The sequence below is a fragment of the Actinoplanes sp. NPDC049598 genome (genome assembly GCF_040675435.1).
GTDB lineage: Bacteria > Actinomycetota > Actinomycetes > Mycobacteriales > Micromonosporaceae > Actinoplanes.
Map to the genome: position 1 here is coordinate 97,695 of NZ_JBFAOX010000017.1, position 25,333 is coordinate 123,027.

A 25,333-nucleotide genomic window follows, 5' to 3' on the forward strand; every position below is an offset into this window, starting at 1 on the left:
ACCGCTCGTCCGGCCCGGCCGGGATCATGAAGGCCACCTCGCCCTTGCGCAGCCCCTCGTCGTACAGGTTGAGGATGGCGTCGTCGTACCCCCAGTTCTGGAAGAACCGCACGAAACGCGCGTGCCAGCCGTGGTGGGTGCCGTCGCTGTCGAGGATGCGCACCCCCTCCGGCCCGTGCAGCACCACCACGCCCCCGACGTCGACCCCGGCCGCCCGCAGATCCTCCAGCAGGGCCGCCAGCACGTCCCGGTCCGGCACGAGCCCCGAGACGGCGTCGACCGGCCGCTCCACGAACTCGTCCACGTTGTCCCCGGCCTCCAGCACCGGCGCCCGCACCACCGCGACCGGGCACCCGGCGTGATGCAGCAGCGCCTGGCTGACCGAGCCGAGCAGCAACCCCTTGAACGTGTCCCGCCCGCGCGCCCCCACCACGACCAGCTGCGCGGTCCGCGACCGCTCGACCAGCACCTGCCGCGGACTGCCCTGGACCACCTCGGCCCGCACCACGACATCCGGGTAGCGCTCACCCCACCCGGCCAGCGCCTCGCTGAGCAGCAGCCGCGCCGCCGGCGCACCCGCCTCGGGCCCGGCCAGCACGGCGACCAGCTCGGCCCCGCGGAAGTCGCTCTCCTCGAACGCCATCCCCACGGCCAGCCCCGCCGCCTCCGACCCGTCCACCCCCACCACAACCGGCCCGCCGCTTCTCTCGCCGCCCGGCTCGCCGCTTCTCTCGCCGCCCGGCTCGCCGCCGGCGGGGTTGCCCGGCTCAGTAGTGGGCTGGTCGCCGCGCACCACCAGGACGGGGCAGTCGGCGTGGGCGCTCGCGTGCACCGCGACCGACCCGATGATCAGCCCGCTGAAGCCACCCAGCCCGCGGTCCCCGAGCACCAGCAGCGCCGCCTCCCGCGACTCCCCGAGCAGCACCGGCGTCGCCGCCCCTTCGACGAGCGCCGTCGTCACCGGCACCTCCGGCGCCACCTTCCCCGCCTCGGCCGCCGCCTCCGCCAGCAGATCCTCGGCCTGGTGACGCAACCCCGTGCCGGGCATGTCCTCGGCCACCGGCCCCACCTTCACATGCAGGGACGGCCAGATGAACGCGTGCACGACCCGCAGCGGCCGCCCCCGATGCCGCGCCTCGGCCGCCGCCACCCGCACCGCGCCGAGAGCCTGCTCGGATCCGTCAATTCCCACGACCACCGGTGCCACCATCACGAGCCTCCTTGGATTCACCACGGAGACCCGCCACCCCACCGTTTCGTGACACCCTCCGCCCACCTGCGACGACGTGCCCTGCGTCTGTTTCGTGCCCCGCCTGCCGGCGCCTGCGTGGTCGAAGGCCGTCGCGTCGGGCAACCTGTCGCGGCCGAGCCCGCGGCCTCCTGCCCGCGGAGGGGCCGGCGCGGGCGGCGCTCGCGGCGGCTGGCCGCCCGCGCCTTTGGCGGTAGGTCGCGGCCACGTCAGCGGCGGTCCGTCCGGTCGGTGTTCGTGGCAGCCTGTGGCTCTCTGCTGCTTGTGACCGGTTGCCTGCCCTCACGCCCGTCGTCGGCGGCCTTGCCGGCGGCCGCCCGTCCGGTCCGTCTTCGTGGTGGCTTTTCGCCCTCGCGCCTGTGGCTGTATGTCACGCTCTCGTCAGCGGCGGCTCGTCCGGTCCGTGTTCGCGGTGGGTTGTGGCTCTCGTGCTTGTGGCCGCTTCACGGCCCCATGCCGGTGGCGGTATGGCGTGGGTACCCGGGCGGGGTGACCCGGTCCGGCGTCTTGGTGCCTTTGTGCTGGGCGGACCAAACGCTGCCTGACCGCCGGTTGTGGCACCGCGCTGGCTGGGCGCGCCGCGGGTCAGGCGCCGGGTTTGACCAGGCCTGTCTCGTAGGCGAGGACCACAGCCTGGGTGCGGTCGCGCAGGCGTAGCTTGGTCAGGACGTGGCCGACGTGGGTCTTGATGGTGGTTTCGCTGACGCGCAGGGCGGCGGCGATCTCGGCGTTGGAGTGGCCGCGGGCGACGTGGACCAGGACCTCGCGTTCACGTTCGGTGAGGGCGTCGAGTTTGCCCGAGGTGGTCGTCTCGGGGGCCGGCAGCGCGTCGGCGACCCGGGCCAGGATCCGGGCCAGCACGGCCGGGGTGATGACCGCGCCGCCCGCGGCCACCGCCCGTACGGCCGCGATCAGCTCCTCCGCCGGGACGTTCTTGCTGAGGAAGCCGGCCGCTCCCGCCGCCACCGCGGCCAGCACATCCTCGTCGGTGTCGTCGGCGGCCACGACCAGCACCCGCACCGGCAGCCCGGCCTCGGTCACCGCCCGCGCCACCCCGAGCCCGTCCACCCGCGGCAGCACCAGATCCGTGATCAGCACATCCGGCAGCAGCCGCCGCGCCAGGTCGATCGCCTCGCCCCCGTCCCCGGCCTCCCCGACCACCACAATCTCGGCAGCGCCCGCAGCGCCCGCAGCGCCCGCAGCGCCCTCAGCATGCGCAGCGCCCGCAGCATGCGCAGCGCCCGCAGCATGCGCAGCGCCCGCAGCATGCGCAGCGCCCTCAGCATGCGCAGCGCCATCAGCACTAGCCCCGGCAGCACCAGCAGCATGCGCAGCACCAGCACCACCAGCAGCACCAGCAGCACCAGCAGCATGCGCAGCGCCGGGGCCGGCTGGGCCGGGGGCGCCAGAGCCGGCGGCGGCCGCGCTCGCACCGGTGGCGGGTCCACCGGCCGCGCCGCCGCCCTGTGTGGGTGTGGTGAGCACCATCCGGAGGCCGGACCGCTGCATGGGGGCGGCGTCGGCCACCAGGACCCGCAGCGGGCGGGACGGGGTCACCGGTGTTTCCGGCCGACGGCGGCGTGCATGGCGGTCACCCTAGGCGATCGCTGTTACAGGCTGCGACGGCCGTCGTCGGCCCGGGGCCCGAGCGCCTCGCGGACGATGGGCCACCAGTGACGCTCGCTCAGTGACGCCGGCGCCTCGGAGGCTTCGATCCAGGTGCCGGTGCCCTCCGCCGGCCTGAGTGCGGCATCGCGCGGGGTGAAGACCGGCACGTGCGCCAGCGGTGCCGGCAGTCGGTACGTCTCGTCCGGCTTGGGCACGACATTCCGGACGAATCCGATGCACCGCGTGGGGAGGTCGCCGTTGAAGCCGGCAGTCCGGCTGGCGCCGTTGTTCCCGCTCGCGCTGGTGGTTGCGTTCGAGCGGGTGCTCGCGGCCGCCCGAGGGGATGCGCCCGCGGGGATGGCCGGCCCCGGGGCGACGGCTGGATCGGCGGGTGCATGCGTGGTGGCGGGCGCGCGAAGGTGTCGCCGGGTCAGCTGGGCCACCCCGGCCAGGGCGGGCAGGCCGTCGAGGAAAAGAGTGGGCAGGTCGAAGCCCCTCGGGGTCCGGACGCAGAACAGGGCGGTGGGGCGGAAGACGGCCAGGCGGACGATCACGGTGGGGGCGGGCACGGCCAGGTCGGCGCCGGCCCACGCCTCGGCCGTGCTTCCCGGGGGCAGCCAGGCGGGGGCGGGGTTGGTGTGGACGAGGCGCGGGGACCCGGGCACGGGGTCAGGCCAGGCGGTCGTCGTCGGCGGGGGTGGTGTCGATCTGCAGGAGCTCGGGGGCGGCCGGGAACGGGGGCGGGGTGCCGCCGAACTCGGGGCACAGGGCCTGGTGGTTGCACCAGCCGCAGAGACGGCTGGGTTTGGGGCGGAAGTCCTGGTCGCGCTTGGCCCGCTCGATGGCGGCGGAGAGGGCGACCAGGGTGCGCTCGAAGCGCTCCAGCTCCTCGGCGTCGGGGCTGTAGTCGAGGGCCTCGGCGTCCTTGAGGTAGAGCAGGCGCAGGACGCGCGGGACCACACCCTGGGTGCGCCACAGGACCAGCGCGTAGAACTTCAGCTGGAACAGGGCGCGGCCCTCGAACGCCTCGCGCGGGGCGCCGCCGGTCTTGTAGTCGACCACGCGCAGGTCACCGGCGGGGGAGATGTCGAGGCGGTCGATGTAGCCACGGATCAGCAGCTCGTCGTCGATCAGGGTGGAGACGAGGCTCTCGCGCTGGGCCGGCTCGAGGCGGCGCGGATCCTCCACGGCGAAGTAGCCCGGCAGCAGGGCCCGCGCGCTGTCGAGGAAGTTGCGCAGGCGGGCGGCCTCCTCGGCCTCGGTGACGTCGACGAGCTCACCCTGGCCGGGGATCACTGCCACAGCGCCGGTGGCGTCGGCCTCGGCGGCGATCGCGGCGGGGTCGGCGACGCCGGCGCGAGGGGCGGCGGTGAGGATCTCGGCGGCGCGCGGCTCCTCGCTCAGCACGCGCTGCCAGGCCGGCTCGACCAGGGCGGCCGCGGCCTCGGGGGTGCGCTCGGCCGCGGGCAGGTCGAACAGGCTCTCCAGCACCGCGTGCACCAGCGTGCCCCGGACCTGGTCGGCCGAGGGCTGCTCGGGCAGCTTGTCGATGGTGCGGAAGCGGAACAGCAGCGGGCACGTCTTGAAGTCGGCCGCCCGCGACGGCGACAGGGAGGGCCCGGCCGGCCGGTCGGCGGGATCCCGGCGGGGGGAGCCGGGCGGGGGAGGGGAGACCGTGGGTGCCGTCATGTCCAAGAGGCTAGGGCAGGGGTACGACGAAAACGCGCTGACCGCCCCGTGACCGCGACTCCGTAGCATCGACGGCGTGGACGAGAGCAGGACGACCCCCAGGACCCGCCGCGGCGCCCGGCCGGTGGGGCACGTCCTGCGCATCCCGGTCTTCGTGAACGGATCCATGCTGCTGCTCGCGGTGCTGGTGACGTACGTGTACGGCAACTACGTGCGCACCGGTCTGGAGCTGCCCGGCCCCGTCGCGTACCTCGTGGGTCTGGGTTTTGTGGTGTGCCTGCTGGGCTCGGTGCTGCTGCACGAGCTGGGCCACGCGCTGACGGCGCGCCGGTTCGGCATCGGCGTGCGCGGGATCACCCTGGAGCTGCTCGGCGGCTGGACCGAGATGGAGCGGGACGCGCCCACCCCGCGCGTGGACGCCCTGGTCAGCCTGGCTGGGCCGGCCGTCTCGCTGGTTCTCGGCGGGATCGCCACCGCGGCCACGCTGGCCCTGCCCGATCGCACGGTGGCCGGGCAGATCGCGTTCCAGCTGGCCGCCAGCAACATCCTGGTCGCGATCTTCAACGTGCTGCCGGGCCTGCCGCTCGACGGGGGCCGGGCCCTGCGGGCGGGCCTGTGGGCGCTGATCAAGGACCGGAACCGGGCGACCGAGGCCGCGGGCTGGTCCGGGCGTGTCCTGGCCTTCGCCACCGCCATGGTCGCGTTCTGGTTCTACCGGCTCGGCACGCTGACCCTGTTCGGCATGCTGTTCGTGCTGCTGGTCGTCTTCACCCTGTGGCAGGGGGCCGGGCAGTCGATCCGGCTGGCCCGGATGACCCGGCGTTTTCCGCTGGTCAAGCTGCGCGAGCTGGCCCGCCCGCTGCTCACCGTGCCGGCCGGCACGCCGCTGGGCGAGGCCCAGCGGCGCCGCTCGGAGGACCCGCGGCCCAACGTGGTGCTGGCCGTCTCGGACTCGGCCGGTAATCTCACCGCACTGGTCGACCCGGTCGCCGCCGAGCGGGTTCCGGTGGATCGCCGCCCCTGGGTGGCGGTGGACACCGTGTCGCGCTCGCGTGACGCGGTGCCCGCGCTGCCGCTGGAGCTCAGCGGCGAGCAGGTGGTGCGCGCGCTCCAGGCGCACCCCGCCGCGCAGTACGTGGTCATCTCCGGCGAGGACGTCGTCGGGGTGCTCCGCGTCGGCGACGTCGCCCAGGTGCTGGAGCCCCGTAGACCGACGAAACAACGGAAGTGAACCTAGCTGTGACCCTTACGCCTACCGCCGTCGACACCGACTCGCTGCCCGCGCACCGCGGGCCGTTCCGGGAGGGCGATCGCGTCCAGCTGACGGATCCGAAGAACCGGATGCACACGATCGTGCTGCAGGCCGGCAAGGAGTTCCACACCCACCGCGGCGCCCTGGCCCACGACGCCCTGATCGGCCTGCCCGACGGCAGTGTCGTGAGTTCCACCGGCGGTACGGCTTATCTGGCGCTGCGCCCCCTGCTCAGCGACTACGTGCTCTCGATGCCGCGCGGCGCGCAGGTCATCTACCCCAAGGACGCGGCGCAGATCGTGGCCATGGGCGACGTCTTCCCCGGGGCCAAGGTGCTCGAGGCTGGCGTCGGCTCGGGCGCCCTGTCGATGTCGCTGCTGCGCGCCATCGGCACCGGCGGCGAGCTGCACTCGTACGAGCTGCGGGAGGACTTCGCGGCGATCGCCCGCAAGAACGTCGAGGCGTTCCTCGGCGGCCCGCACCCGGCCTGGCACATCCACCACGGCGACGTGGCGACCAACACCGAGACCGGTTTCGACCGGATCATCCTCGACATGCTGACGCCGTGGGAGGCGCTCGACATGGTCGAGCGCTCGCTGATCCCGGGCGGGGTTTTCATCGGGTACGTGGCGACCACGCCGCAGATGTCCGAGTTGGTGGAGGCGCTGCGGGAGCGCGGCGGCTGGACCGAGCCGCGCGCCTGGGAGTCGCTCGTGCGCGACTGGCACGCCGAGGGCCTGGCCGTACGCCCCGACCATCGCATGATCGCGCACACCGCCTTCCTGGTCTCCGCCCGCAAGCTGGCGCCGGGGGTGACCGCGCCGCCGCGCCGCCGCAAGCCGAGCAAGGGGGCCGAGGCCTACGCGCTGCGCCGGGCGGCCCAGGCGGCGCTGGCCGCGGCGGCCGTGGCCGAAATCGATGACACTCGCTCGGACGAAGTAAGCACCGATGGGCCCCCGGAGATGTGACGACAGCTACTCGGGTCGGGTAACTTCCAAGCGGCGACCGGTTACACAGCCTTCAGTCCGTTCAAGGGTGGCGGCGGGGCGGCCGGATGGGACGGGGAGGGTTTGGTGGGCGCTATGAGTTCTCCGCCGTTCGGCAGCAGCAACGAGATGCCGGCCGTCTTCCCCGACTGGTCGCCGTACCAGGATCTCGACTCGGCGGCCCGGGCCTACCTGCGTGACCCCGAGGTGGCGCTGGACGCGCTCTTCGGGGTCCTGCGCGGCGCCTCGGTGCTCTGCTTCACCCTGGAGCGCTTCGTCAACGAGGTCAACGGCGTCTGGCAGGAAGTCGTCATCTGCGACGGCAGCCGCCTGGTGCTGTGGCACGGCGAGGACGTGGCTCCCGGCGACGGCCCGGTCGGCTCGATGACCTCGTCGCTGCGGGTGGTGCCGTTGTCCACGGTCACCGAGGTGGGCTGCCGGCGGCGGCTGACCCGCACCTCCAACGGCCAGGCCCGGGTCGACAGCATCGACGTCTACCTGCTGCTGAGCTCGGTCGACGACGCGGTGCCGCCGCCCGGCATGGACGAGGGCGAGTCCCGGCAGACGCTGCGGCACGACGCGCTGCGCTTCGGCAAGACCCTCGACGACGGCGGACCCGGGCAAATCGCCCGACTTGAGGAGTTTTCGAGGGTTGTGGCCTCTCTCGTGGGACGGCCGACCCTCTAAACCTGCGTTTCGGGCGTGTGACTTTTTCCGCGAAATTATCGTGGCCCCGGCGGGCCGGAAAGCGGTGCGGCGGCTGGGAATCGCCGAAGACTCAGGCGGCGTCGGGGCCGGCGACTTCCACGTCGTCGGAGCGGCGCACGACGTGGATGCAGTCGCCCGGGCACTCCTTGGCCGAGTCGATCACTTCCAGGACCAGGCGGGCCGGTACGCCGGTCCGTACACCCGGGGATTGCAGCAGCTCACCACCGGTGTCCTTGACGTAGGCGAGCCCGTCGATGTCGAGCTCGAAGACCTCCGGCGCGTACTGCACGCAGAGCCCGTCGCCCGTGCACAGGTCCTGATCGACCCAGACCTGCAACTCGTCCCCACCGGTCTGTGCCGACACTTCGAACCTCCCGCAATTAGCCCCGGCCGACCGTACCCGACACCCCCGACAACTAACTTGCTAGGACCAGCCGTATGGATCAAGACTCGGTGACGAGGGTGTTGCATGGGTCGAAATCCGGTCCGCAGCGGCTAGTGTTAACCCAAGACGTTCGAGCCCCCGGGGAGGTGGGACGTGGCACGCAGCGACGAGGCGGACAACCGCGCCGCACGTTGGGAAAAAGAGGCCAACGATCTCTCCAGCCAGGTCGCGTTCCTGCAGGAGGAACTCGCCCTTGTCAGGCGGAAGTTGACCGAAAGCCCACGACACGTCCGGCAGCTCGAGGAACGGCTTGCGGCAACGCAGGCGCAGCTGGCCCGAGTGACCGAGAACAACGACCGGCTCGTGGCGACCTTGAAGGAAGCCCGGGCCCAGATCGTCACTCTCAAGGAAGAGATTGACCGGCTCGCCCAGCCGCCCAGCGGCTACGGCGTATTCCTGGCAGCACACGAGGACGGCACCGTCGATGTGTTCACCGGCGGCCGCAAGCTCCGCGTGGCGGTCTCACCGTCGCTGACGGTGGAGGACCTCCAGCGCGGGCAGGAAGTGCTCCTCAACGACGCCCTCAACGTGGTCGACGCCTTCGGCTTCGAGCGCACCGGCGAGGTCGTCACCCTCAAGGAGGTCCTCGCGGGCCCCGACGGCGAGCGCAGCGACCGGGCCCTGGTCGTCTCGCACGCCGACGAGGAGCGCATCGTCTCGCTGGCCGACTCGCTCGAGATCGCCAAGCTCCGTGCCGGCGACTCGCTGATGATCGAGCCCCGGTCGGCGTACGCGTACGAGCGGATCCCCAAGAGCGAGGTCGAGGAGCTCGTCCTCGAGGAGGTCCCCGACGTCGACTACACCGACATCGGTGGTCTGCACTCGCAGATCGAGCAGATCCGCGACGCGGTGGAGCTGCCCTTCCTGCACGCCGACCTGTTCCGGGAGCACCAGCTGCGCCCGCCGAAGGGCATCCTGCTCTACGGCCCGCCCGGCTGTGGCAAGACCCTGATCGCCAAGGCGGTGGCCAACTCGCTGGCCAAGAAGATCGCCGAGCGCCGGGGCGAGGAGAAGCACACCAGCTACTTCCTCAACATCAAGGGCCCGGAGCTGCTCAACAAGTACGTGGGTGAGACCGAGCGGCACATCCGCCTGGTCTTCCAGCGGGCGCGGGAGAAAGCCGGCGAGGGCACGCCGGTGATCGTGTTCTTCGACGAGATGGACTCGATCTTCCGGACCCGTGGCTCGGGTGTCTCCTCCGACGTGGAGAACACGATCGTCCCTCAGCTGCTCAGCGAGATCGACGGCGTCGAGGGCCTGGAGAACGTGATCGTCATCGGCGCCTCCAACCGCGAGGACATGATCGACCCGGCCATCCTGCGCCCGGGCCGGCTGGACGTGAAGATCAAGATCGAGCGCCCGGACGCCGAGGCGGCCAAGGACATCTTCGGCAAGTACATCCTGCCCGGCCTGCCGCTGAGCGAGGAGGACCTGGCCGAGCACGGCAAGGACGCCGACGTCACGGTCGCCGCGATGATCGACGCTGTGGTCATGCGGATGTACACGGAGTCCGAGGAGAACCGCTTCCTGGAGGTCACCTACGCCAACGGTGACAAGGAGGTTCTGTACTTCAAGGACTTCAACTCCGGCGCGATGATCCAGAACATCGTGGACCGCGGCAAGAAGATGGCCATCAAGGAGTTCCTCACCTCCGGCAAGAAGGGGCTGCGCCTGCAGCACCTGCTCGACTCCTGCGTCGACGAGTTCCGCGAGAACGAGGACCTGCCCAACACCACCAACCCGGACGACTGGGCCCGCATCTCCGGCAAGAAGGGCGAGCGGATCGTCTACATCCGCACGCTCGTCTCCGGCGGCAAGGGCGCCGAGGCCGGCCGCTCCATCGAGACGGCCAGCAACACCGGTCAGTACCTGTAGTTTCTCGCCAGAGCGCGAGCCCGGGTTTCCCCGGGCTCGCGCTCTCGTTCTACCGGGCATGAGACGCATGGCCTGGCTCGATGCCCTCCGTGGCTACGCCGCGCTCACCGTCGTGCTGTTCCACCTGAGCCCGCAGATGATCGGCGTCGAGCGGCACATGGCGATCTACCGCCAGATCGACCTCGGCAAGTACGGCGTGCTGCTGTTCTTCCTGGTCAGCGGCTACGTCATCCCGATGTCGCTGGAGCGGCACGGCTCGCTGCGCCGCTTCTGGACCGGCCGCCTGCTGCGGATCTACCCGGCCTACCTGGCCACCATCGCCCTGGTCGCGCTGCTGGTGGCGGCCGGTCTGCTGCGCTGGCCGGGCTCCCTGCGGGCCGAGACGGTCACCGGCGTGCTCGCCCACGCGACGATGATGCCCGACCTGGTCGGCCTGCGCGGCCTGGTCCGGGTCTTCTGGACCCTGTCGTACGAGATGACGTTCTACCTGATCGTGACCGGGCTCTACGCGTGGCGGCTGCACCGGCACAGCGCCTGGTGGGCGGTCCTGCTGGCGACGACGGCGCTGGTCGTGGGCCCGTACCTTCCCGATGATCTGCTCGGGGGCGGCTTCGCGGACCGTCGCGCGCTCGCCGGCGTACTGCTGGCGGTCTTGATCCTCGTGGTCCTGGCCTCTCTGACCGGGCGTCACGTGCCCGCCGCGGGCGTGCTGGGGATCGCGGTCGTGCTCGTGCCCGCCCTCAACGGGCACCCGGCGGCCGGCAGCACGGTCAGCTCGTCCCGGCAGGGCCTGCTGTTGCTGGCCGTCATGTTCGCCGGCACGGTGATCTACCGGTGGCAGCACGGGCAGATCGGCCGCTTCGCCGGCCTCACGGCCCTGACGGTGGTCACCGCCGGTTTCATCGGTTCTCAGAGGACGTACGCGCTGACGTGCGCCGCGGTGATCGTCACGTTCCTGTTCGCGTTCGTCATGCGAAACCGGACCATGCCCCGCGTTTTGACCTGGCTCGGCGAGATCAGTTACTCGCTGTACCTGCTGCACGTCGTGCTGCTGTTCCTGATCGTGCGCCTGATCCCGGACCTCGGGACGGGGCCGGCCCCGACCCGGGCGCTGGCTGGGGTTACGTACCTCTGCGGGGCGATCGGACTTGCCTGGATCTCGTACCGAATGGTGGAACTTCCCGCCCGCGCCCTCGCCTCGAAGGTCCCTCCGCCGCCACCGAGCGTGCCACGCCGCGCACACGGCGGGGCGAGAACCCGCGCCGAAGCGTCTAGGCTCGATGCATGAGCAGCAGGGGCAGCACGGCGGGCGGGATGGTCGCATGAGCGTTCGACGGATTATGGGCACCGAGGTCGAGTACGGCATCTCCGTTCCCGGCCAGCCCGGCGCCAACCCAATGGTCACCTCGTCCCAGGTCGTCAACGCCTACGGCGCACGGCCCGAACTCAACCGCGGCGGCCGGGCCCGGTGGGACTACGAGGAGGAGTCGCCACTGCGCGACGCCCGCGGATTCACCTACTCCGGGGCCGCCTACGACCCCGCGGACGCCCTCGCCGACGAAGACCTCGGCCTGGCCAACGTGATACTGACCAACGGCGCCCGCCTCTACGTCGACCACGCGCACCCGGAGTACAGCGCCCCCGAGTGCACCAACCCGCTCGACGTCGTCAAATGGGACAAAGCCGGCGAGCGCGTGATGGCCGAGGCGTCACGGCGCGCCGCCACCATCCCCGGCACCCACCGCATCCAGCTCTACAAGAACAACACCGACAACAAGGGCGCCTCGTACGGGTCGCACGAGAACTACCTCATGCGCCGGCAGACGCCGTTCGCCGACATCGTCGCCCACCTGACGCCGTTCTTCGTCACCCGCTCCATCTTCACCGGCGTCGGCCGGGTCGGCCTCGGCCAGGACGGCTCCGGGTCCGGCTTCCAGATCTCCTCCCGGGCCGACTTCTTCGAGGTCGAGGTCGGCCTCGAGACCACCCTCAAACGGCCGATCATCAACACCCGCGACGAGCCGCACGCCGACGCCGACAAATACCGGCGCCTGCACGTCATCATCGGCGACGCCAACCTCTCCGAGATCTCCACCTACCTCAAGGTCGGCACCACGTCGCTGGTGCTCAACATGATCGAGGAGAAGGTCTTCAGCGGCGACCTCGGCATCGCCGACCCGGTCAGCGAGCTCAAATCGGTCAGCCACGACCCGGCGCTCAAGCACCTCATGCGGCTGCGCGACGGGCGCCGGCTCACCGCGCTCGACCTGCAGTGGGCCTACTACGAGCGGGCCCGCGCGTTCGTCGAGGAGCGCGAGGGCGACGACGCCGACGAGCAGACCCTCGACATCCTCGACCGCTGGGAGGACGTGCTCGACAAGCTCGGGCGCGACCCGTTCGAGTGCGCCGACACCCTCGACTGGGTGGCCAAACTGCGGCTGCTCGAGGGCTACCGCGAACGCGAGAACCTCGCCTGGTCGTCGCCGAAACTGCAGCTGGTCGACCTGCAGTACAGCGACGTGCGCCCGGAGAAGGGGCTCTACCATCGGCTGGTCGCGCGCGGCTCGATGAAGACGCTGCTCGACCCCAACGACGTGCAGATGGCCATGTCCGAGCCGCCGGAGGACACCCGGGCCTACTTCCGCGGGCGCTGCCTCGCGCAGTACGCGTCCGAAGTGGTCGCGGCCAGCTGGGACTCGGTCATCTTCGACGTCGGGCGCGAGTCTCTGGTGCGGGTGCCGATGATGGAGCCCGAGCGCGGGACCAAGAAGCACGTGGGCGCGCTGTTCGACAAGTGCGAGAGCGCGAAGGACCTCCTCGAAGTCATCACCAGCCGCTGAGAAACACGGGGCCGGCGGGCGGTTTTTTGTCACAACCGCGAGGTAGGTTTTAGCCACCCGATGTCGCGGGCTTCGGGTGGCTAGAAAGGTGGTACCCCATGGCAACTCGAGACACCGGCGGTCAGTCGCAGTCCGGCAAGGGCCGGCAGGACTCAGAGGTTGAGGACGTCACCACTGAGGCCAACCCGGAGGTAGCCGAGCGGCACGCCGAAATCACCGAAGACGTCGACGACCTCCTTGACGAAATCGACTCCGTTCTGGAAGAGAACGCAGAAGAGTTCGTGAGGGGATACGTGCAAAAAGGGGGTCAGTGAACGAAATGTCCGATTTACGGGGATCGGACAATAAGCGCTGCCCTCAATGCGGCCGGACGTTGCCGGTGAGCGATTTTCACCGCAACGCCCGGCAGCGAGACGGACTGGCCTTCTACTGCAAGCAGTGCGCTGCTGAGCGGTCGGAGGCCAGCCGTCGTAAGCGCGGGATCAAGGAGCAGCGGCGGTCGTCGGAGCCAGTGGCCGAGGGCTCGAAGTGGTGCCCGGACTGTGAAGTGGTCAAGCCGCTGGCCGAGTTCGCCCGCACCAAGGCCAGTAAGAACGGCTATCACACGTACTGCCGCCCTTGTCACAACGCCCGAGGCCGAGAGACAAAACAGCGGCTCTACGGCGGCACCCGCGAGTACCACCTACGCCATCGCTATGGCATCACCGATGCTGACGTCAAGGAGATGCTGGCGGAGCAGGGTGGGGTGTGTGCGATCTGTGGCGCGCCCGACCCTCAACACGTCGATCACGATCATCGCACTGGATGGGTGCGCGGGATATTGTGCTTCAACTGCAACGGCGGGCTCGGGCAGTTCCGGGACAACCCGGTGTTCCTCGCCGAGGCGATCACGTATCTGAAAGGAACCACGTGGCAATGGACTTTGATCCATCCGGGCGTCTACCAGCGTTCTTCCAAAACTCGGGGACGTCGTCCTTCACGCAGTTCCTGACCCAGGCGGCGCCCGAGATGTTGCCGGGGCGCCGGCCGTTGCCGCCGGGGATGGCGGCCGACCTCGCGCCGCACGGCACGACGATCGTGGCGATCGCGACGGCCGAGGGTGTCGTGATGGGCGGCGACCGGCGGGCGACGATGGGCAACCTGATCGCGAGCCGGGACATCGAGAAGGTGCACCCGGCCGACTCGTACTCGCTGATCGGCATCGCCGGCACGGCCGGCATCGGCATCGAGCTGATGCGGCTGTTCCAGGTCGAGCTGGAGCACTACGAGAAGATCGAGGGCACGATGCTCTCGCTCGACGGCAAGGCGAACCGGCTGGCCGGCATGGTGCGCGGCAACCTGGGCGCGGCGATGCAGGGCCTCGCGGTGGTGCCGCTGTTCGCGGGCTTCGACCTGACGCCGTCCGACCCGGCCCGGGTGGGGCGCATCTTCAGCTTCGACGTGGCCGGCGGGCTGTACGAGGAGACCGGCTACGACTCGATCGGCTCGGGTTCGCTGTTCGCGAAGTCGGCCCTGAAGAAGAAGTACCGGCCCGGGATCAGCACCGACGAGGCGGTCCGGCTGGCCGTGGAGGCGCTGTACGACGCGGCGGACGACGACACCGCGACGGGTGGGCCCGACCTGACCCGCAAGATCTTCCCGGTGGTGATGAGCGCGACGGCGAACGGCACGCACCGTCTGTCCGAGCAGGAGATCACCGCGGTGGCCGAGCAGGTGGTCTCCGGCCGCATGGAGAACCCGGGCGGCTGACGCCCCGTACCGTCCGCCAGTCGACTTCATGAGGGAGTAGCCACCCGTGGCCATGCAGTTCTACGCATCACCCGAGCAGGTCCAGCGGGACCGCTCGGAGTACGCCCGCAAGGGCATCGCCCGCGGCCGTTCGGCCGTGGTGCTGACGTATGAGGGCGGCATCCTGCTCGTCGCCGAGAACATCACCACCCTCCGCAAGATCAGCGAGATCTACGACAAGATCGGGTTCGCGGCGGTCGGGCGGTACAACGAGTTCGAGAACCTGCGCCGGGCCGGCGTGCGGATGGCCGACCTCAACGGTTACAGCTACGACCGGCGGGACGTGACCGGGCGCGGGCTGGCCAACGCGTACACGCAGACCCTGGGCGCGATCTTCACCGAGACCCAGAAGCCGTACGAGGTGGAGATCTGCGTGGCGCAGGTCGGCGCCTCGCCGGAGACCGACGAGCTCTACCGGATCACCTACGACGGTTCGGTGATGGACGAGCCGGGCTTCATGGCGATGGGCGGGCAGGCCGAGGCGATCTCGAACGTGCTGCGCGAGCGGCACGACACCACGGCCGACCTGCCGGCGGCGCTGGCCCTGGCGGCCGAGGCGCTGGGCAGCGTGGGCGGCGAGAACGGGGCCACCCGTCAGCTGACCACCAAGCAGCTCGAGGTGGCGGTCCTGGACCGGCGCCGCAAGGGCCGGGCCTTCCGCCGCATCTCCGGGGCGGCGCTGTCGACGCTGCTCGAGGGCGGCCAGGACGTGCCGGAGAAGGAGCTGGGCGACGTCGACGCGGCCCCGCCGAGCCCCGCCACCGACAAGCCGACCGTCTCCGCGGCGTCCGAGGACACCGAGGACAAGGGCGCCCCGGCGGCGAAGGGGACCGAGCCGGCCGAGCCCACGGACCCGGCCGAGCCGGCTGACGGCGTCAACGGCGACGGCTCCTGACGATGTGACCGGGGCGCGGCTGAGGTCGCGTCCCGGCAGCTCTCGAACGCTGCCGCCGCGCGCCGGTGGCTGAGGCCGCGTGCTGATGGCTGAGGCCGCGTGCTGATGGCTGAGGCCGCGTGCTGATGGCTGAGGCCGCGTGCTGATGGCTGAGGCCGCAGGCCGGTGGTCAGGGCGGGCGGCTGGGGCCGCGGGCCGGTGGTCAAGGCAGGAGCGGGCGCCACCAGGCGGGGTTGTCGCGGTACCAGCGGATCGTGGCGGCCAGGCCGGTGGTGAACTCGACCTGGGGCTGCCAGCCGAGCTCCTCGCGGATCTTGGTGTCGTCGAGGGCGTAGCGGAGGTCGCCGGGTTCGTCGTCGGCCGGGATCAGCGGGCCGGGGTCGATGCCCATCTCCTCGGCGATCAAGGCGAGCAGGGCGCGTTCGCTCAACTCGATCGAGCCGCCGACGTGGTAGGTCTCGCCGGGTCGGCCGGTGGTCAGGGTCAGCGCGATCGCCCGGCCGAGGTCGTCGACGTGGAGCCAGTCCCGGACGCGGCCGGGATGCAGGGGCACCGTGCGGCCGTCCAGCAGGCCGGTGACGGCTTGGGGGAGTGTCCCGGTGGGATGCTGGTGGCTCCCGTAGGTCGTGCTGGCCCGGGCGACGACGACCGGCAGGCCGTGGGTGCGGTGAAAGGCGGTCGCTAGCAGGTCGGCCCCGGCCACCCCGGCCGCGGAGACCGACGACGGTGACATCGGGGAAACCTCCGTTGCGGCATCCTCGGGCCATGAACCGAACACCGAGTCCGCCGACATGTGTACAAATCGGTCAATACCGCGCCGCTGGGCCGCCTGGAGCAGCGTCGCGGTGGCCACGACGTGGTCCGCGCCCTCGCCCAGCGCGCAGTGCACCACCGCGTCGCAGCGCCGGACGAGCACCTCCACCAGCGCCGCGTCGGCCGCGTCGCCGGGCACGAAGTCGAGCCGCTTGGCGTGGGCGACCTCGTCGAGGTTGTCGAAGCCCGTGCTCGCGTACCGCAGGCTGTCCAGGACCGTGACCGACGCGCCCTCCAGCCCCGGCAGGCGGTCGCCGAGGACGGCCCGCACGAAGTGCGAGCCGGTGAAGCCGGCGCCACCGGTGACCAGAAGGTTCATCCCGTCCCAGAGTCTGCCAATGGGTGGCCGATGAGGCTAATGTTTCGTCATGGAACGGCGAATTTTCGGCCTCGAGACCGAGTACGGAGTCACGTGCACCTACCGGGGGCAGCGGCGGCTGTCTCCGGACGAAGTGGCTCGCTACCTGTTCCGCCGAGTGGTGTCCTGGGGACGCAGCAGCAACGTCTTTCTCCGTAACGGCGCCCGCCTCTACCTGGATGTCGGTTCCCACCCTGAGTACGCGACGCCCGAGTGCGACTCCGTCACCGATCTGGTCGCTCACGACCGGGCCGGCGAGCGCATCCTGGAGGGCCTGCTGGTCGACGCCGAGAAACGGCTGCACGACGAGGGCATCGCGGGCGAGATCTACCTGTTCAAGAACAACACCGACTCGGCCGGCAACTCGTACGGCTGCCACGAGAACTATCTCGTGTCCCGCCACGGCGAGTTCGGCCGGCTCGCCGACGTCCTGATCCCGTTCCTCGTCACCCGCCAGCTGATCTGCGGCGCCGGCAAGGTGCTGCAGACCCCGCGCGGGGCCGTGTTCTGCCTGTCGCAACGCGCCGAGCACATCTGGGAGGGCGTCTCCAGCGCCACCACCCGGTCCCGGCCGATCATCAACACCCGCGACGAGCCGCACGCGGACGCCGAGCGTTACCGCCGGCTCCACGTGATCGTCGGCGACTCGAACATGAACGAGGTCACCACGCTGCTCAAGGTGGGCAGCGCCGACATCGTGCTCCGCATGATCGAGGCCGGGGTGGTCATGCGCGACCTGTCGCTGGAGAACCCGATCCGGGCCATCCGCGAGGTCAGCCACGACGTCACCGGCCGCCGCAAGATCCGCCTGGCCAACAACAAGGAGGTCAGCGCGCTGGAGATCCAGCGGGAATACCTGGCCAAGGCGACCGAGTTCGTCGAGCGCCGCGGCGGCGACCAGACCGCCAAGCGGGTCGTCGAGCTGTGGGGCCGGGTGCTCGACGCGATCGAGAGCGAGAACCTCGACCCGGTCGCCCGGGAGATCGACTGGGTGTCGAAGTACAAGCTGATCGAGCGCTACCAGGCCAAGCACGAGATCCCGATGAGCCACCCTCGGATCGCCCAGCTCGACCTGGCCTACCACGACGTGCGGCGCGGCCGCGGGCTGTACGCGCTGATGGAGAAGCGCCACCAGGTCGACCGCATCTCCAACGACCTGGACATCTTCGAGGCCAAGGAGACCCCGCCGCAGACCACCCGGGCCCGGCTGCGCGGCGAGTTCATCCGCCACGCCCAGGAGAAGCGCCGCGACTTCACCGTCGACTGGGTGCACCTCAAGCTCAACGACCAGGCCCAGCGCACCGTGCTCTGCAAGGACCCGTTCCGCGCCTACGACGAGCGCGTGGAGCGCCTGATCGCCAGCATGTGACCGACGAGGCGGCGATAGGCTGGCCGGGCCATGACCGAGCCCGACCAGCCGTCGTCCCGCGCCGGCCGCAAACGCGAACGCATCCGGGCCGAGATCCACCGCAACCGCGCGGGCGGCCACCGCATCCCCACGTGGCTGCTGGCGGCGATCCTCGGCGTCATCCTGCTGGGCTGGCTCTACTTGATCGTCACGTCCTGACCGAAGCGGCCGGCCAGCGCCGGCTCGTGGAAGCGGGTGACGGCTTCGATGGACTCGCCGCGGACCGTGAGGACGATGATGCCGGCGAAGGCGCCGTCGAGGGAGACGCGGAAGGCCGGCTGGCCGTTGGCTCTCGCCGGGGTCAGGCGCTGGGTCGCGTAGCCGAAGCTGCGAGCCAGGAACCCGGCTATGGCAAGGCGGCCGAAATACTCGTGCGGGGCGGGCGGCATGCTCAGCCAGGCGTCGTCGGTGAGCAGGGCGATCACGCCGTCCACGTCCCCGGCGGTGAAGGCGCGGGCGAAGCGGCGGGCGAGGTCGTCGTCGTCCGATCCGCCGGCGGGCGGGGCGGGCCGGGCCGCCCGGGCCCGTTGCAGGGCGCCCTTGACCGCGGTGGCGGTGGTCTTGAGCATGCCGGCGGTCTCGGCGTAGGAGAACTCCAGCACGTCGCACAGGATCAGGGCGGCCGCCTGCCGGCGCGGCATCCGCTGCAGGGCGGCCACGAAGGCCAGCTCGACCGTCTCCAGCGTCTCGGCCCGGGAGTCGGGCAGCAGCTCGTCGGGGAACGGCTGCAACCAGGTGACCTCGCCGAGGCGCGACGGCGTGGGGACGGGGAACGGCGCCACCGGCTCCGGGGGCCGCGCGCGTCGCGCGTTCAGGCAGCGGTTGGTGGCGATCCGGTACAGCCACGTCCGTACCGACGAACGCCCCTCGAAGGCCGGCAGGCCCTGCCACGCCGCCAGCAGGGTCTCCTGCAGCGCGTCCTCGGCGTCGGTGAGCGAGCCGAGCATCCGGTAGCAGTGCAGGCGCAGCTCCCGCTCGTACGGGGCGATCTCGGTGCGGAAGGCCGGTTCCACCCGGCCGATTTTTCCACGCCACCGTTCCGATCCGGTGCCCGTCCGTGCCTACCCGTGCGGACGACCCCACGACGGAGGAGATCGCATGAGCCGCGCCCTGAAGACCGCCCTCGCCTACTACGAGGCCTGGAGGTCGCACGACCTCGACCGGGCCCTGAGCTACATCGCCGGCGACATCGTCTGTGACGCCCCGGCCGGGCGGCTGACCGGCGCCGCGGCGTACCGCGAGTTCCTGACCCCGTTCGTGGCGATGCTGGAGTCGGCGAGCCTGATCGCCGCGTTCGGCGACGACGAGCGGGCCCTGGTCATGTACGACGCCGTGACGGTCCTCGTGCCGTCGGCGCCCGGCGCGGAATGCGTCACGGTCGTCGGCGGGAAGATCACCCGCAGCCGGTTCCTGTTCGACCGCGCCCCCTTCCAGGCGGCCCGGGAGAGGGCCGCCCGCTGAGGTGGGGTCACGGGCCGCACTGGCCGAACTGGAGGCCGTCCGGGCCGAGGGCGGGGCCGGTGCAGATCTCGTGGGTGATCTCCTGCGGGCCGTACGCGTCCTGGCGGGTGTCCTCGACGACCTCGACGCTGCCGTCGGGCCGGGTGGCGAAGACGGTGATGATGGGGTCGCCCTCGACGGTGGGCGAGCTCACCTGGAGCCGGGCGATCTGTCCCTTCCGGGCGGCGCCGAGCAGGCACAGACCCGCGTCCTGGGCGAGTTGCTCGCCCTGGTCGAGGGTGAACGTGCCGCAGTCGGCCACTGTGGCGGACGGCGCCATCTTCAGCACGTCGGGTGGCGCCGTCCCGGGCTCGGTGCACCCACCCGCGACCAGGGCCACCAGCAGCAGCGGAACAACGACGTAAGTCTTCACGGGAACTTCGACGCGCCGGGCGCCCCCTGGGATCCCCTTTGGAGTGGCAGCCTGAGGGGCATGGCGGAAATCATCAGTGACGAGATCAACGACTACCTGCTGGCGCACACCACGCCGCAGGACGACGTGCTGCGGGATCTGGCGGCCGAGACCCGCGCGCTGTTCCCGGACGCGGCGGGCATGCAGATCACGCACGACGAGGGTGAGCTGCTGACCATGCTGGTGCGCCTGACCGGGGCCCGGTACGCGGTCGAGGTGGGCGTGTTCACCGGCTACTCCGGGTTGTGCATCGCGCGCGGGCTGCCCAAGGACGGGCGGCTGGTCTGCTGTGACGTGTCGGAGGAGTACACGGCAGTGGCGCGGCGGTTCTGGGCCCGGGCGGCGGTCGACGAGCTCATCGAGCTGCGGCTCGGGCCCGCGATCGGCACGCTGCAGCAGCTGGAGGCGGGCATCGACTTCGCGTTCGTGGACGCCGACAAGACCGGCTACCCGGACTACTACGACGCGTTGGTGCCGAAGCTGCGCCCGGGTGGGCTGATGGTCCTGGACAACACGCTGCGCGACGGGCGGGTGTTGCAGCCGTCGCACGAGTCCGACGTGGTGGTCAGCCGGCTCAACGACCGCATCGTCACCGACGAGCGGGTGGAGTCGGTGCTGCTGCCGGTCCGCGACGGGGTGACGCTGGTCCGTAAGCGTTAGCCCAGCAGCGACGCGGCGTGCCGGCCGGCGGCCGCGGCGGCCAGGAAGTAAGTGTGGTCCTCGTCCAGCTTGCGGCCCATGGTCGACAGCGGGACGGGGGACGCGCGCAGCGCCTCGTCGAGCCCGTCGGCCGGCACGGTCACGATGCGGTGCTTCGCCGCCAGCGGCGCCAGGGCCGCCAGCAGGGCCGGGTCCAGGCCGTCGGGCACCGGCAGGTCGGCCGGGAGGAGGGCCACCCGGCCGTACGCGGTGAGGCTGTGGTGCGAGACGCCGCGGTGCCGGGCCCGCCCGTCGCCGGTGGAGAGCCGCAGCGACCCGACGGGCCGGCCGCCGAGGGTGCCGATCGCGTTGACCGCCTCGCCCAGCGCCACCCCGGAGAAGCCCCAGGTCGTGCCGGTGCCGAGGTTGCCCGGCCCCTGAGCCACGATGGTGACGTCGGCCCGGAGCACGTGCCGGGCGGCCAGCAGCCCGGTGTGCACCGTCGACGCCTCGAGATCGCCGCCGAACGCCTGGCCGGTGGTCACGGTCCCCACCAGGTGGGCGGACAGGCCGTCGAGGGTGCGGGAGAACCACGCCGGCAGCGCCCCGCCGTCCGTCATCACGTACGCCGCCCTGGCCTGTGATCTTGTCGCTTTGATCCCGGCCAGGACGGCCGGCAGGGCCGAGTGGAGGTCGGCGGTGACCACCGGCATGCCGTCGAGGGAGCTGGCCGCCTCCATCACCGCCCGGTGGGGCGAGGCTTCCTCGTCGACGCCGAGCCCGATGACCTGCAGCGGCGTGTAGCGGGCCTTGACCAGGTGGCCGGAGTCGCGGGTGGTGCCGTCGGCGACCGGGTCGGCCGGCAGCCGGTCGGGCAGGGCCACCACGAGGGCGTAGCCGCCGGTGCCGAGACCCATGACGAGCGCGCCGACGTTGAGCAGCACCCGGTCGCCGGCGACCGGGGCGCCGACGAGCCCGGGGTAGGCCAGGGCCCGTACCGGCTCCCCGTCGACCAGGGTGTCCAGCTCGACGGCGCCCCGCCACTGCCGCCGTACCGCCTGAACCGTCCCCACCCGCCACCGCACCATGGCGTCAGACCCTATCCGTCGATCCCGCCGTCGATGTGGTTGCGTCCGGCCGCGCCGCGGGTGGGATCGAGGAAGACGTACCGGATGCCCGGGAAGCGGGCCCGCAGCCGGCGTTCGGCCTCGTCCGAGGCGGCCTCGATGTCGGCCCCGGTGCAGTCGTCCTGGAAGTCGACCTTGGCCGCGACCAGGACCTCGCCCGGGCCCAGCTGCATGGTCAGCAGGGTCGGCACGGCCACCACGATCGGGATCGAGTTGAGGTCCTGGGCGATCAGGTTGTGCACCTGGCGCGGCACGGCCCGGCCGACCAGCAGCGACGCGTTGCTCTTGGCCAGGATCGCGGCGACCAGGAAGAGCAGGACGCCGATGGCCACCGAGGCCAGGCCGTCCCACATCTCGTCGCCGGTCAGCTGGGTCAGGCCGAGACCGGCGCCGGCCAGCAGCAGGCCGATCAGGGCGGCCGAGTCCTCGAAGTAGACCGCCTTGACTGTGGTGTCGGGGGTCAGCCGCAGGAACCGCCACGGGCTGATGCCCCAGCGCATGGACTCGCCGGCGACCTGGCGCTTGGCCCGCAGGAACGAGGTGCCCTCGGCCACGAAGGAGACGACCAGGACGACGTACGACCAGAGGAACTCGCCGCTGTGCTCGCCGTTGATGATCGTCATCACGCCGTGGTAGACGGAGAAACCGGCGCCGCCGACGAAGGTGAACAAGGCGGCGAGGAACGCCCAGACGTAGCCCTCCTTGCCGTACCCGAACGGGTGTTCCTCGTCGGCCGGCTGGGCGCCGCGGCGCAGCGCGACGAACAGGAAGACCTCGGTGATCGTGTCGGCCAGCGAGTGCGCGGCCTCGGAGATCATGGCCGCCGAGCCCGAGATCAGGCCGGCCACCAGCTTGGCCACGGCGATGCCGAGGTTGGCCGCGCCGGCCACGATGACCGTGCCGACGCTCTCGTTCTCCGGCTCTTCGGACTTTCCAGGCATATTGACCGGGTCGAGGGGCTCGGCGGCGGCCAGGCCCACCGGGAACTGCTCGTCGGGCGTTGGTGTGAGGCTCACCCGGCCATCCTTTCCGTCCGGCGGCCACCGGAAACCGCCGGGGAGTAGCGCGTACGTCACTGTCGCGTCCATGCTGCTAGCGTTGCCAATCGTGTCGCGGACCCGCACCGAGCGCCTGGTGAACCTGGTGATCTGCCTTCTGTCCACGCGACGGTTCCTCACCGCCGCGCAGATCGCCGCGACCGTGCCCGGGTACGAGCACGACCCCGAGGACCCGCGCGACCACGAGGCCTTCCAGCGCAAGTTCGAGCGTGACAAGGCCGAGCTGCGCGAGCTCGGCGTGCCGCTGGAGACCGGCACGGCCAGCGTCTTCGACCAGGAGCCGGGCTACCGCATCGCGCACCGGGAGTACGCGCTTCCGGACATCCTGCTGGAGCCGGACGAGGCGGCCGCGGTCGGCATCGCGGCCCGCCTCTGGCAGCACGCCGGGCTGGCCGCCGCGGCCTCCTCGGGCCTGGCCAAGCTCCGTGCGGCCGGTGTCGAGGTCGACCCGCAGGCCACGCTCGGCGTCGAGCCGGTGGTCAGCGTCGACCCCGCCTTCGGCCCGCTGGCGGCCGCGGCCCGGGACCGGCGCGCGGTCACCTTCTCGTACCGCGTCCCGGAGGTCGACGACCCGGCGACCCGGCGGCTGGAGCCGTGGGGCGTGGTCTGCTGGCGGGGCCGGTGGTACGTGGTGGGGCACGACCGCGACCGCGCCGCCACCCGGTGTTTCCGCCTGTCGCGCATCGTCGGCGCGGTGAAGCCGGTCGGCCGGCCCGAGGCGTTCAGCCCGCCCGAGAACCCCGACCTGATCAGCCACGTCGCCAAGTGGTCGGGCCCGGTGGCGCACAACGGCCGGGCCACCGTCATGGTCAAGAAGGGCCGCGGCGCGATGCTGCGCCGCTGGGCCACCGACACGATCCCCGGCGACGAGGCCGACCGGCTGACCATCCCGTACGGCGACGCGGAGTCCCTGGCCTCCAGGATCGTCGGCTACGGCCCCGACGTCTTCGTGGTCAGCCCGCCGGAAGTGCGCGAAGCCGTCATCCAGCGCCTCAAGGAAGTGGTGGCACGCTCATGACCAGGCCCACCGGGGACCGGCTGGGCCGGCTGCTCAACCTCGTCCCGTACCTGCTCGCGCGCCCGGGGATCCTCGTCGCCGAGGCCGCGGCCGACTTCGGGGTGACCGAGAAGACGCTGCGCGAGGACCTGGAGCTGCTCTGGGTGTGCGGGCTGCCCGGCTACGGCCCGGGCGACCTGATCGACATGGCGCTCGACGACAGCACCGTGACGATCAGCCACGACGCCGGCATCGACCGGCCTCTGCGCCTGACCCAGGACGAGGCCCTGGCCCTCGTCGTGGCGCTGCGGATGCTGGCCGAGACGCCCGGCACGGGCAACCGCGACGTGATCGAACGGGCCCTGGCCAAGATCGAGACGGCGGCCGGGGACCAGGCCGACGCGCCGGTCGAGGTGCGCCTGCCCGGCAACGAGAAGCGGCTCGACGAGTTCCGGGCGGTCGTCGAGCGCGGGCACGCCCTGCGGATGACCTACTACACGGCCGCCCGCGACGAGACGACCGAGCGGGTCGTCGACCCGATGCGCATGGTCATGGTCGACGGCCGGGCCTACCTGGAGGCGTGGTGCCGCCGGGCCGAGGGCACACGGCTGTTCCGGGTCGACCGCATCGACGCGTACAGCGAACTGGACGAGCCGGCCCGGCCGCCGGCCGAGGCCGTCCCGCACGACGTCAGCGAAGGGGTCTTCCGGCCCGGCCCGGAGCTGCAGCTCGTGACGCTGCGGGTGGGCCGGGGCAGTCGCTGGATCACCGAGTACTACCCGGTGGAGGAGGTCACCCGGGCCGGCGACGAGTGGGTCGTGACCATGCGGGTCACCGACCTCGGCTGGGCCCAGCGGCTGCTGCTCGGCCTCGGGCCGGACGTGACCGTGCTCGGGCCGCCGGAGCTCCTCACCCGGATTCACGACCAGGCCACGGCCGCGCTGGATCAGTACAGCACGCCCGGCCGGTAGGGTGGCCCGGTGCTGATGTGGATCTGGATCGCCGTGGTGGTGGTCGCGCTGGTCATTCTCGGCTTCGCCGGTTTCCGGCTGGCCCGCCCGCTGGGCGACCTGCGGCGGGCGCTGGGCAAGCTCCAGCGACGGCAGGCCGAGGCGATGAAGTTGCAGGTCGCGGTGGAGGAACTGCAGGCCAAGGTCGAGTCTCTGCCGCAGATCAGCAAGTAGTCTTTACAGAATTTTGACGCGCGGGTAGCGTCCGCGTTCCTTCCCCGTTGTCCAAGACTTCGCGAAGATCCTGGCAAATCCACGGGGTCCGGTGGGCTAACTCACCAGATTTGACACGTACGATGGACCCCGCACAACTGATCCGACCGACTGGAGTTATCCCATGGGCGCCCTCAAGCCATGGCACATCATCGTTTTCGTGGTCGTCCTCGTGCTGCTGTTCGGCGCGAAGCGTCTTCCGGACGCGGCTCGTTCCCTGGGCCGGTCGCTGCGGATCATCAAGGCCGAGACCAAGGGCCTGGTCGACGACAACAACGACGTCGCCGAGAAGGCCGAGCCGCAGTACGGCCGTCAGCCCCTGCAGGGCGAGGTGCAGCAGCCTTACCAGCAGCAGCCGGGCTACCAGCAGGCCCCGCCGCCCTCCGCGGCGTACCAGCAGCCGCAGCAGCCGCCGGCGCAGCCCTACGTCGACCCGGTGCAGCGCACCAACGACCGCTGACCC

The 25,333-nt window shown here is 71.3% G+C and carries 27 protein-coding genes and 2 pseudogenes; 18 read left to right on the forward strand and 11 right to left on the reverse strand.

The features are described from left to right. Nucleotides 1–325 precede the first annotated feature (325 nt). The 5 genes and pseudogenes from AB0J66_RS32810 to AB0J66_RS32830 form a co-directional block, all read right to left on the reverse strand. A pseudogene (locus AB0J66_RS32810) lies at nt 326–1,210 on the reverse strand (universal stress protein); the annotation flags it as partial. A gap of 624 nt (nt 1,211–1,834) precedes the next feature. Further along, nucleotides 1,835–2,428: pseudogene (locus AB0J66_RS32815) on the reverse strand (response regulator transcription factor); the annotation flags it as partial. Continuing rightward, on the reverse strand, nt 2,341–2,682 hold the full coding sequence (locus AB0J66_RS32820) for a hypothetical protein (RefSeq protein ID WP_364669279.1): 342 nt from the start codon (nt 2,680–2,682) through the stop codon (nt 2,341–2,343). The gene AB0J66_RS32820 and the pseudogene AB0J66_RS32815, both read right to left, overlap by 88 nt. A 177-nt stretch (nt 2,683–2,859) precedes the next feature. Then, on the reverse strand, nt 2,860–3,522 hold the full coding sequence (locus AB0J66_RS32825) for a hypothetical protein (RefSeq protein ID WP_364668976.1): 663 nt from the start codon (nt 3,520–3,522) through the stop codon (nt 2,860–2,862). Nucleotides 3,523–3,526: 4 nt separating this feature from the next. Further along, entirely contained in the window at nt 3,527–4,546 is a 1,020-nt protein-coding gene (locus tag AB0J66_RS32830) for a PD-(D/E)XK nuclease family protein (RefSeq protein ID WP_364668979.1), read from the reverse strand. A gap of 166 nt (nt 4,547–4,712) precedes the next feature. On the opposite strand from AB0J66_RS32830, the gene AB0J66_RS32835 reads away from it, so the two are divergent. From AB0J66_RS32835 to AB0J66_RS32845, 3 genes are all read left to right on the forward strand, one after another. Next, nucleotides 4,713–5,777: a site-2 protease family protein gene (locus AB0J66_RS32835; RefSeq protein ID WP_364669260.1), complete on the forward strand. Its 1,065-nt coding sequence runs from the start codon at nt 4,713–4,715 to the stop codon at nt 5,775–5,777. 8 nt (nt 5,778–5,785) lie between these two features. After that, nucleotides 5,786–6,766, forward strand: coding sequence for a tRNA (adenine-N1)-methyltransferase (locus AB0J66_RS32840; RefSeq protein WP_364668982.1), 981 nt, complete (start codon nt 5,786–5,788; stop codon nt 6,764–6,766). 114 nt (nt 6,767–6,880) lie between these two features. Continuing rightward, nucleotides 6,881–7,471 (forward strand): hypothetical protein, encoded by a 591-nt coding sequence (locus AB0J66_RS32845; protein WP_364668984.1) that lies wholly within the window; start codon nt 6,881–6,883, stop codon nt 7,469–7,471. Between the two features lie 91 nt (nt 7,472–7,562). Here AB0J66_RS32845 and AB0J66_RS32850 read toward each other — a convergent pair whose 3' ends face one another. Further along, the gene (locus tag AB0J66_RS32850; protein ID WP_364668987.1) at nt 7,563–7,856 is read right to left on the reverse strand and encodes a ferredoxin; all 294 of its coding nucleotides are present in this window, start codon (nt 7,854–7,856) and stop codon (nt 7,563–7,565) included. Nucleotides 7,857–8,030: 174 nt separating this feature from the next. On the opposite strand from AB0J66_RS32850, the gene arc reads away from it, so the two are divergent. The 7 genes from arc to prcA all read left to right on the forward strand — a co-directional run bounded on the left by arc (nt 8,031) and on the right by prcA (nt 15,335). Beyond that, nucleotides 8,031–9,812, forward strand: a complete 1,782-nt coding sequence (gene arc / locus AB0J66_RS32855; protein ID WP_364668990.1) for a proteasome ATPase — start codon at nt 8,031–8,033, stop codon at nt 9,810–9,812. 58 nt (nt 9,813–9,870) lie between these two features. Further along, the gene (locus AB0J66_RS32860; RefSeq protein WP_364668993.1) at nt 9,871–11,100 is read left to right on the forward strand and encodes an acyltransferase; all 1,230 of its coding nucleotides are present in this window, start codon (nt 9,871–9,873) and stop codon (nt 11,098–11,100) included. Nucleotides 11,101–11,134: 34 nt separating this feature from the next. Then, on the forward strand, nt 11,135–12,652 hold the full coding sequence (dop, locus tag AB0J66_RS32865) for a depupylase/deamidase Dop (RefSeq protein WP_364668995.1): 1,518 nt from the start codon (nt 11,135–11,137) through the stop codon (nt 12,650–12,652). 98 nt (nt 12,653–12,750) lie between these two features. Continuing rightward, on the forward strand, nt 12,751–12,966 hold the full coding sequence (locus AB0J66_RS32870) for a ubiquitin-like protein Pup (protein WP_364668998.1): 216 nt from the start codon (nt 12,751–12,753) through the stop codon (nt 12,964–12,966). Nucleotides 12,967–13,031: 65 nt separating this feature from the next. Beyond that, on the forward strand, nt 13,032–13,643 hold the full coding sequence (locus tag AB0J66_RS32875; protein WP_364669000.1) for an endonuclease VII domain-containing protein: 612 nt from the start codon (nt 13,032–13,034) through the stop codon (nt 13,641–13,643). Then, nucleotides 13,562–14,401 carry a proteasome subunit beta gene (gene prcB / locus AB0J66_RS32880; protein WP_364669002.1) on the forward strand — a complete coding sequence of 280 codons (840 nt, stop codon included), beginning with the start codon at nt 13,562–13,564 and terminating at the stop codon, nt 14,399–14,401. Before AB0J66_RS32875 ends, prcB begins: the two co-directional genes overlap by 82 nt. A gap of 46 nt (nt 14,402–14,447) precedes the next feature. Continuing rightward, nucleotides 14,448–15,335: a proteasome subunit alpha gene (prcA, locus tag AB0J66_RS32885; RefSeq protein ID WP_364669004.1), complete on the forward strand. Its 888-nt coding sequence runs from the start codon at nt 14,448–14,450 to the stop codon at nt 15,333–15,335. Nucleotides 15,336–15,537: 202 nt separating this feature from the next. On the opposite strand, the gene AB0J66_RS32890 is transcribed toward prcA, so the two are convergent. After that, complete coding sequence (locus AB0J66_RS32890) at nt 15,538–16,467, reverse strand: GDP-mannose 4,6-dehydratase (RefSeq protein ID WP_364669006.1); 930 nt, start codon at nt 16,465–16,467, stop codon at nt 15,538–15,540. A gap of 49 nt (nt 16,468–16,516) precedes the next feature. On the opposite strand from AB0J66_RS32890, the gene pafA reads away from it, so the two are divergent. After that, nucleotides 16,517–17,875: a Pup--protein ligase gene (gene pafA, locus AB0J66_RS32895; RefSeq protein ID WP_364669009.1), complete on the forward strand. Its 1,359-nt coding sequence runs from the start codon at nt 16,517–16,519 to the stop codon at nt 17,873–17,875. A gap of 30 nt (nt 17,876–17,905) precedes the next feature. Beyond that, nucleotides 17,906–18,073: a hypothetical protein gene (locus tag AB0J66_RS32900; RefSeq protein WP_364669012.1), complete on the forward strand. Its 168-nt coding sequence runs from the start codon at nt 17,906–17,908 to the stop codon at nt 18,071–18,073. On the opposite strand, the gene AB0J66_RS32905 is transcribed toward AB0J66_RS32900, so the two are convergent. Then, on the reverse strand, nt 18,052–18,927 hold the full coding sequence (locus tag AB0J66_RS32905; protein WP_364669014.1) for an RNA polymerase subunit sigma-70: 876 nt from the start codon (nt 18,925–18,927) through the stop codon (nt 18,052–18,054). The genes AB0J66_RS32900 and AB0J66_RS32905 overlap by 22 nt on opposite strands. A gap of 85 nt (nt 18,928–19,012) precedes the next feature. On the opposite strand from AB0J66_RS32905, the gene AB0J66_RS32910 reads away from it, so the two are divergent. Continuing rightward, complete coding sequence (locus tag AB0J66_RS32910) at nt 19,013–19,375, forward strand: nuclear transport factor 2 family protein (protein WP_364669017.1); 363 nt, start codon at nt 19,013–19,015, stop codon at nt 19,373–19,375. A 7-nt stretch (nt 19,376–19,382) separates the two neighbouring features. Here the strand turns inward: AB0J66_RS32910 and AB0J66_RS32915 are convergent, their stop codons facing one another. Next, nucleotides 19,383–19,787 carry a DUF4362 domain-containing protein gene (locus tag AB0J66_RS32915; protein ID WP_364669020.1) on the reverse strand — a complete coding sequence of 135 codons (405 nt, stop codon included), beginning with the start codon at nt 19,785–19,787 and terminating at the stop codon, nt 19,383–19,385. 60 nt (nt 19,788–19,847) lie between these two features. On the opposite strand from AB0J66_RS32915, the gene AB0J66_RS32920 reads away from it, so the two are divergent. Then, the gene (locus AB0J66_RS32920) at nt 19,848–20,486 is read left to right on the forward strand and encodes a class I SAM-dependent methyltransferase (protein WP_364669021.1); all 639 of its coding nucleotides are present in this window, start codon (nt 19,848–19,850) and stop codon (nt 20,484–20,486) included. Here AB0J66_RS32920 and AB0J66_RS32925 read toward each other — a convergent pair. After that, complete coding sequence (locus AB0J66_RS32925) at nt 20,483–21,553, reverse strand: DUF3866 family protein (RefSeq protein ID WP_364669023.1); 1,071 nt, start codon at nt 21,551–21,553, stop codon at nt 20,483–20,485. The two genes, AB0J66_RS32920 and AB0J66_RS32925, sit on opposite strands and share 4 nt — an antisense overlap. Nucleotides 21,554–21,564: 11 nt before the next feature. Next, nucleotides 21,565–22,533 carry a cation diffusion facilitator family transporter gene (locus tag AB0J66_RS32930; RefSeq protein WP_364669263.1) on the reverse strand — a complete coding sequence of 323 codons (969 nt, stop codon included), beginning with the start codon at nt 22,531–22,533 and terminating at the stop codon, nt 21,565–21,567. Nucleotides 22,534–22,699: 166 nt separating this feature from the next. Here AB0J66_RS32930 and AB0J66_RS32935 point away from each other — a divergent pair, with 166 nt between their 5' ends. From AB0J66_RS32935 to tatA, 4 genes are all read left to right on the forward strand, one after another. Next, nucleotides 22,700–23,668, forward strand: a complete 969-nt coding sequence (locus AB0J66_RS32935; protein WP_364669025.1) for a WYL domain-containing protein — start codon at nt 22,700–22,702, stop codon at nt 23,666–23,668. Beyond that, nucleotides 23,665–24,618 (forward strand): YafY family protein, encoded by a 954-nt coding sequence (locus tag AB0J66_RS32940; protein ID WP_364669028.1) that lies wholly within the window; start codon nt 23,665–23,667, stop codon nt 24,616–24,618. The genes AB0J66_RS32935 and AB0J66_RS32940 overlap by 4 nt, the downstream gene beginning before the upstream one ends. A gap of 15 nt (nt 24,619–24,633) precedes the next feature. After that, on the forward strand, nt 24,634–24,831 hold the full coding sequence (locus AB0J66_RS32945) for a hypothetical protein (protein WP_364669265.1): 198 nt from the start codon (nt 24,634–24,636) through the stop codon (nt 24,829–24,831). Between the two features lie 163 nt (nt 24,832–24,994). Then, the gene (tatA, locus tag AB0J66_RS32950; RefSeq protein WP_364669030.1) at nt 24,995–25,330 is read left to right on the forward strand and encodes a Sec-independent protein translocase subunit TatA; all 336 of its coding nucleotides are present in this window, start codon (nt 24,995–24,997) and stop codon (nt 25,328–25,330) included. Nucleotides 25,331–25,333: the final 3 nt, after the last annotated feature.

Excerpts from the sequence above, each read along its gene's own strand:
- AB0J66_RS32830 (WP_364668979.1), bottom strand. The coding sequence starts at position 4,546 with ATGACGGCACCCACGGTCTCCCCTCCCCCGCCCGGCTCCCCCCGCCGG.
- AB0J66_RS32835 (WP_364669260.1), top strand. The coding sequence starts at position 4,713 with ATGCTGCTGCTCGCGGTGCTGGTGACGTACGTGTACGGCAACTACGTG.
- AB0J66_RS32845 (WP_364668984.1), top strand. The coding sequence starts at position 6,881 with ATGAGTTCTCCGCCGTTCGGCAGCAGCAACGAGATGCCGGCCGTCTTC.
- AB0J66_RS32860 (WP_364668993.1), top strand. The coding sequence starts at position 9,871 with ATGAGACGCATGGCCTGGCTCGATGCCCTCCGTGGCTACGCCGCGCTC.
- dop (WP_364668995.1), top strand. The coding sequence starts at position 11,135 with ATGAGCGTTCGACGGATTATGGGCACCGAGGTCGAGTACGGCATCTCC.
- AB0J66_RS32870 (WP_364668998.1), top strand. The coding sequence starts at position 12,751 with ATGGCAACTCGAGACACCGGCGGTCAGTCGCAGTCCGGCAAGGGCCGG.
- AB0J66_RS32890 (WP_364669006.1), bottom strand. The coding sequence starts at position 16,467 with ATGAACCTTCTGGTCACCGGTGGCGCCGGCTTCACCGGCTCGCACTTC.
- pafA (WP_364669009.1), top strand. The coding sequence starts at position 16,517 with ATGGAACGGCGAATTTTCGGCCTCGAGACCGAGTACGGAGTCACGTGC.
- AB0J66_RS32900 (WP_364669012.1), top strand. The coding sequence starts at position 17,906 with ATGACCGAGCCCGACCAGCCGTCGTCCCGCGCCGGCCGCAAACGCGAA.
- AB0J66_RS32910 (WP_364669017.1), top strand. The coding sequence starts at position 19,013 with ATGAGCCGCGCCCTGAAGACCGCCCTCGCCTACTACGAGGCCTGGAGG.
- AB0J66_RS32920 (WP_364669021.1), top strand. The coding sequence starts at position 19,848 with ATGGCGGAAATCATCAGTGACGAGATCAACGACTACCTGCTGGCGCAC.
- AB0J66_RS32925 (WP_364669023.1), bottom strand. The coding sequence starts at position 21,553 with ATGGTGCGGTGGCGGGTGGGGACGGTTCAGGCGGTACGGCGGCAGTGG.
- AB0J66_RS32930 (WP_364669263.1), bottom strand. The coding sequence starts at position 22,533 with ATGCCTGGAAAGTCCGAAGAGCCGGAGAACGAGAGCGTCGGCACGGTC.
- AB0J66_RS32940 (WP_364669028.1), top strand. The coding sequence starts at position 23,665 with ATGACCAGGCCCACCGGGGACCGGCTGGGCCGGCTGCTCAACCTCGTC.
- AB0J66_RS32945 (WP_364669265.1), top strand. The coding sequence starts at position 24,634 with ATGTGGATCTGGATCGCCGTGGTGGTGGTCGCGCTGGTCATTCTCGGC.
- tatA (WP_364669030.1), top strand. The coding sequence starts at position 24,995 with ATGGGCGCCCTCAAGCCATGGCACATCATCGTTTTCGTGGTCGTCCTC.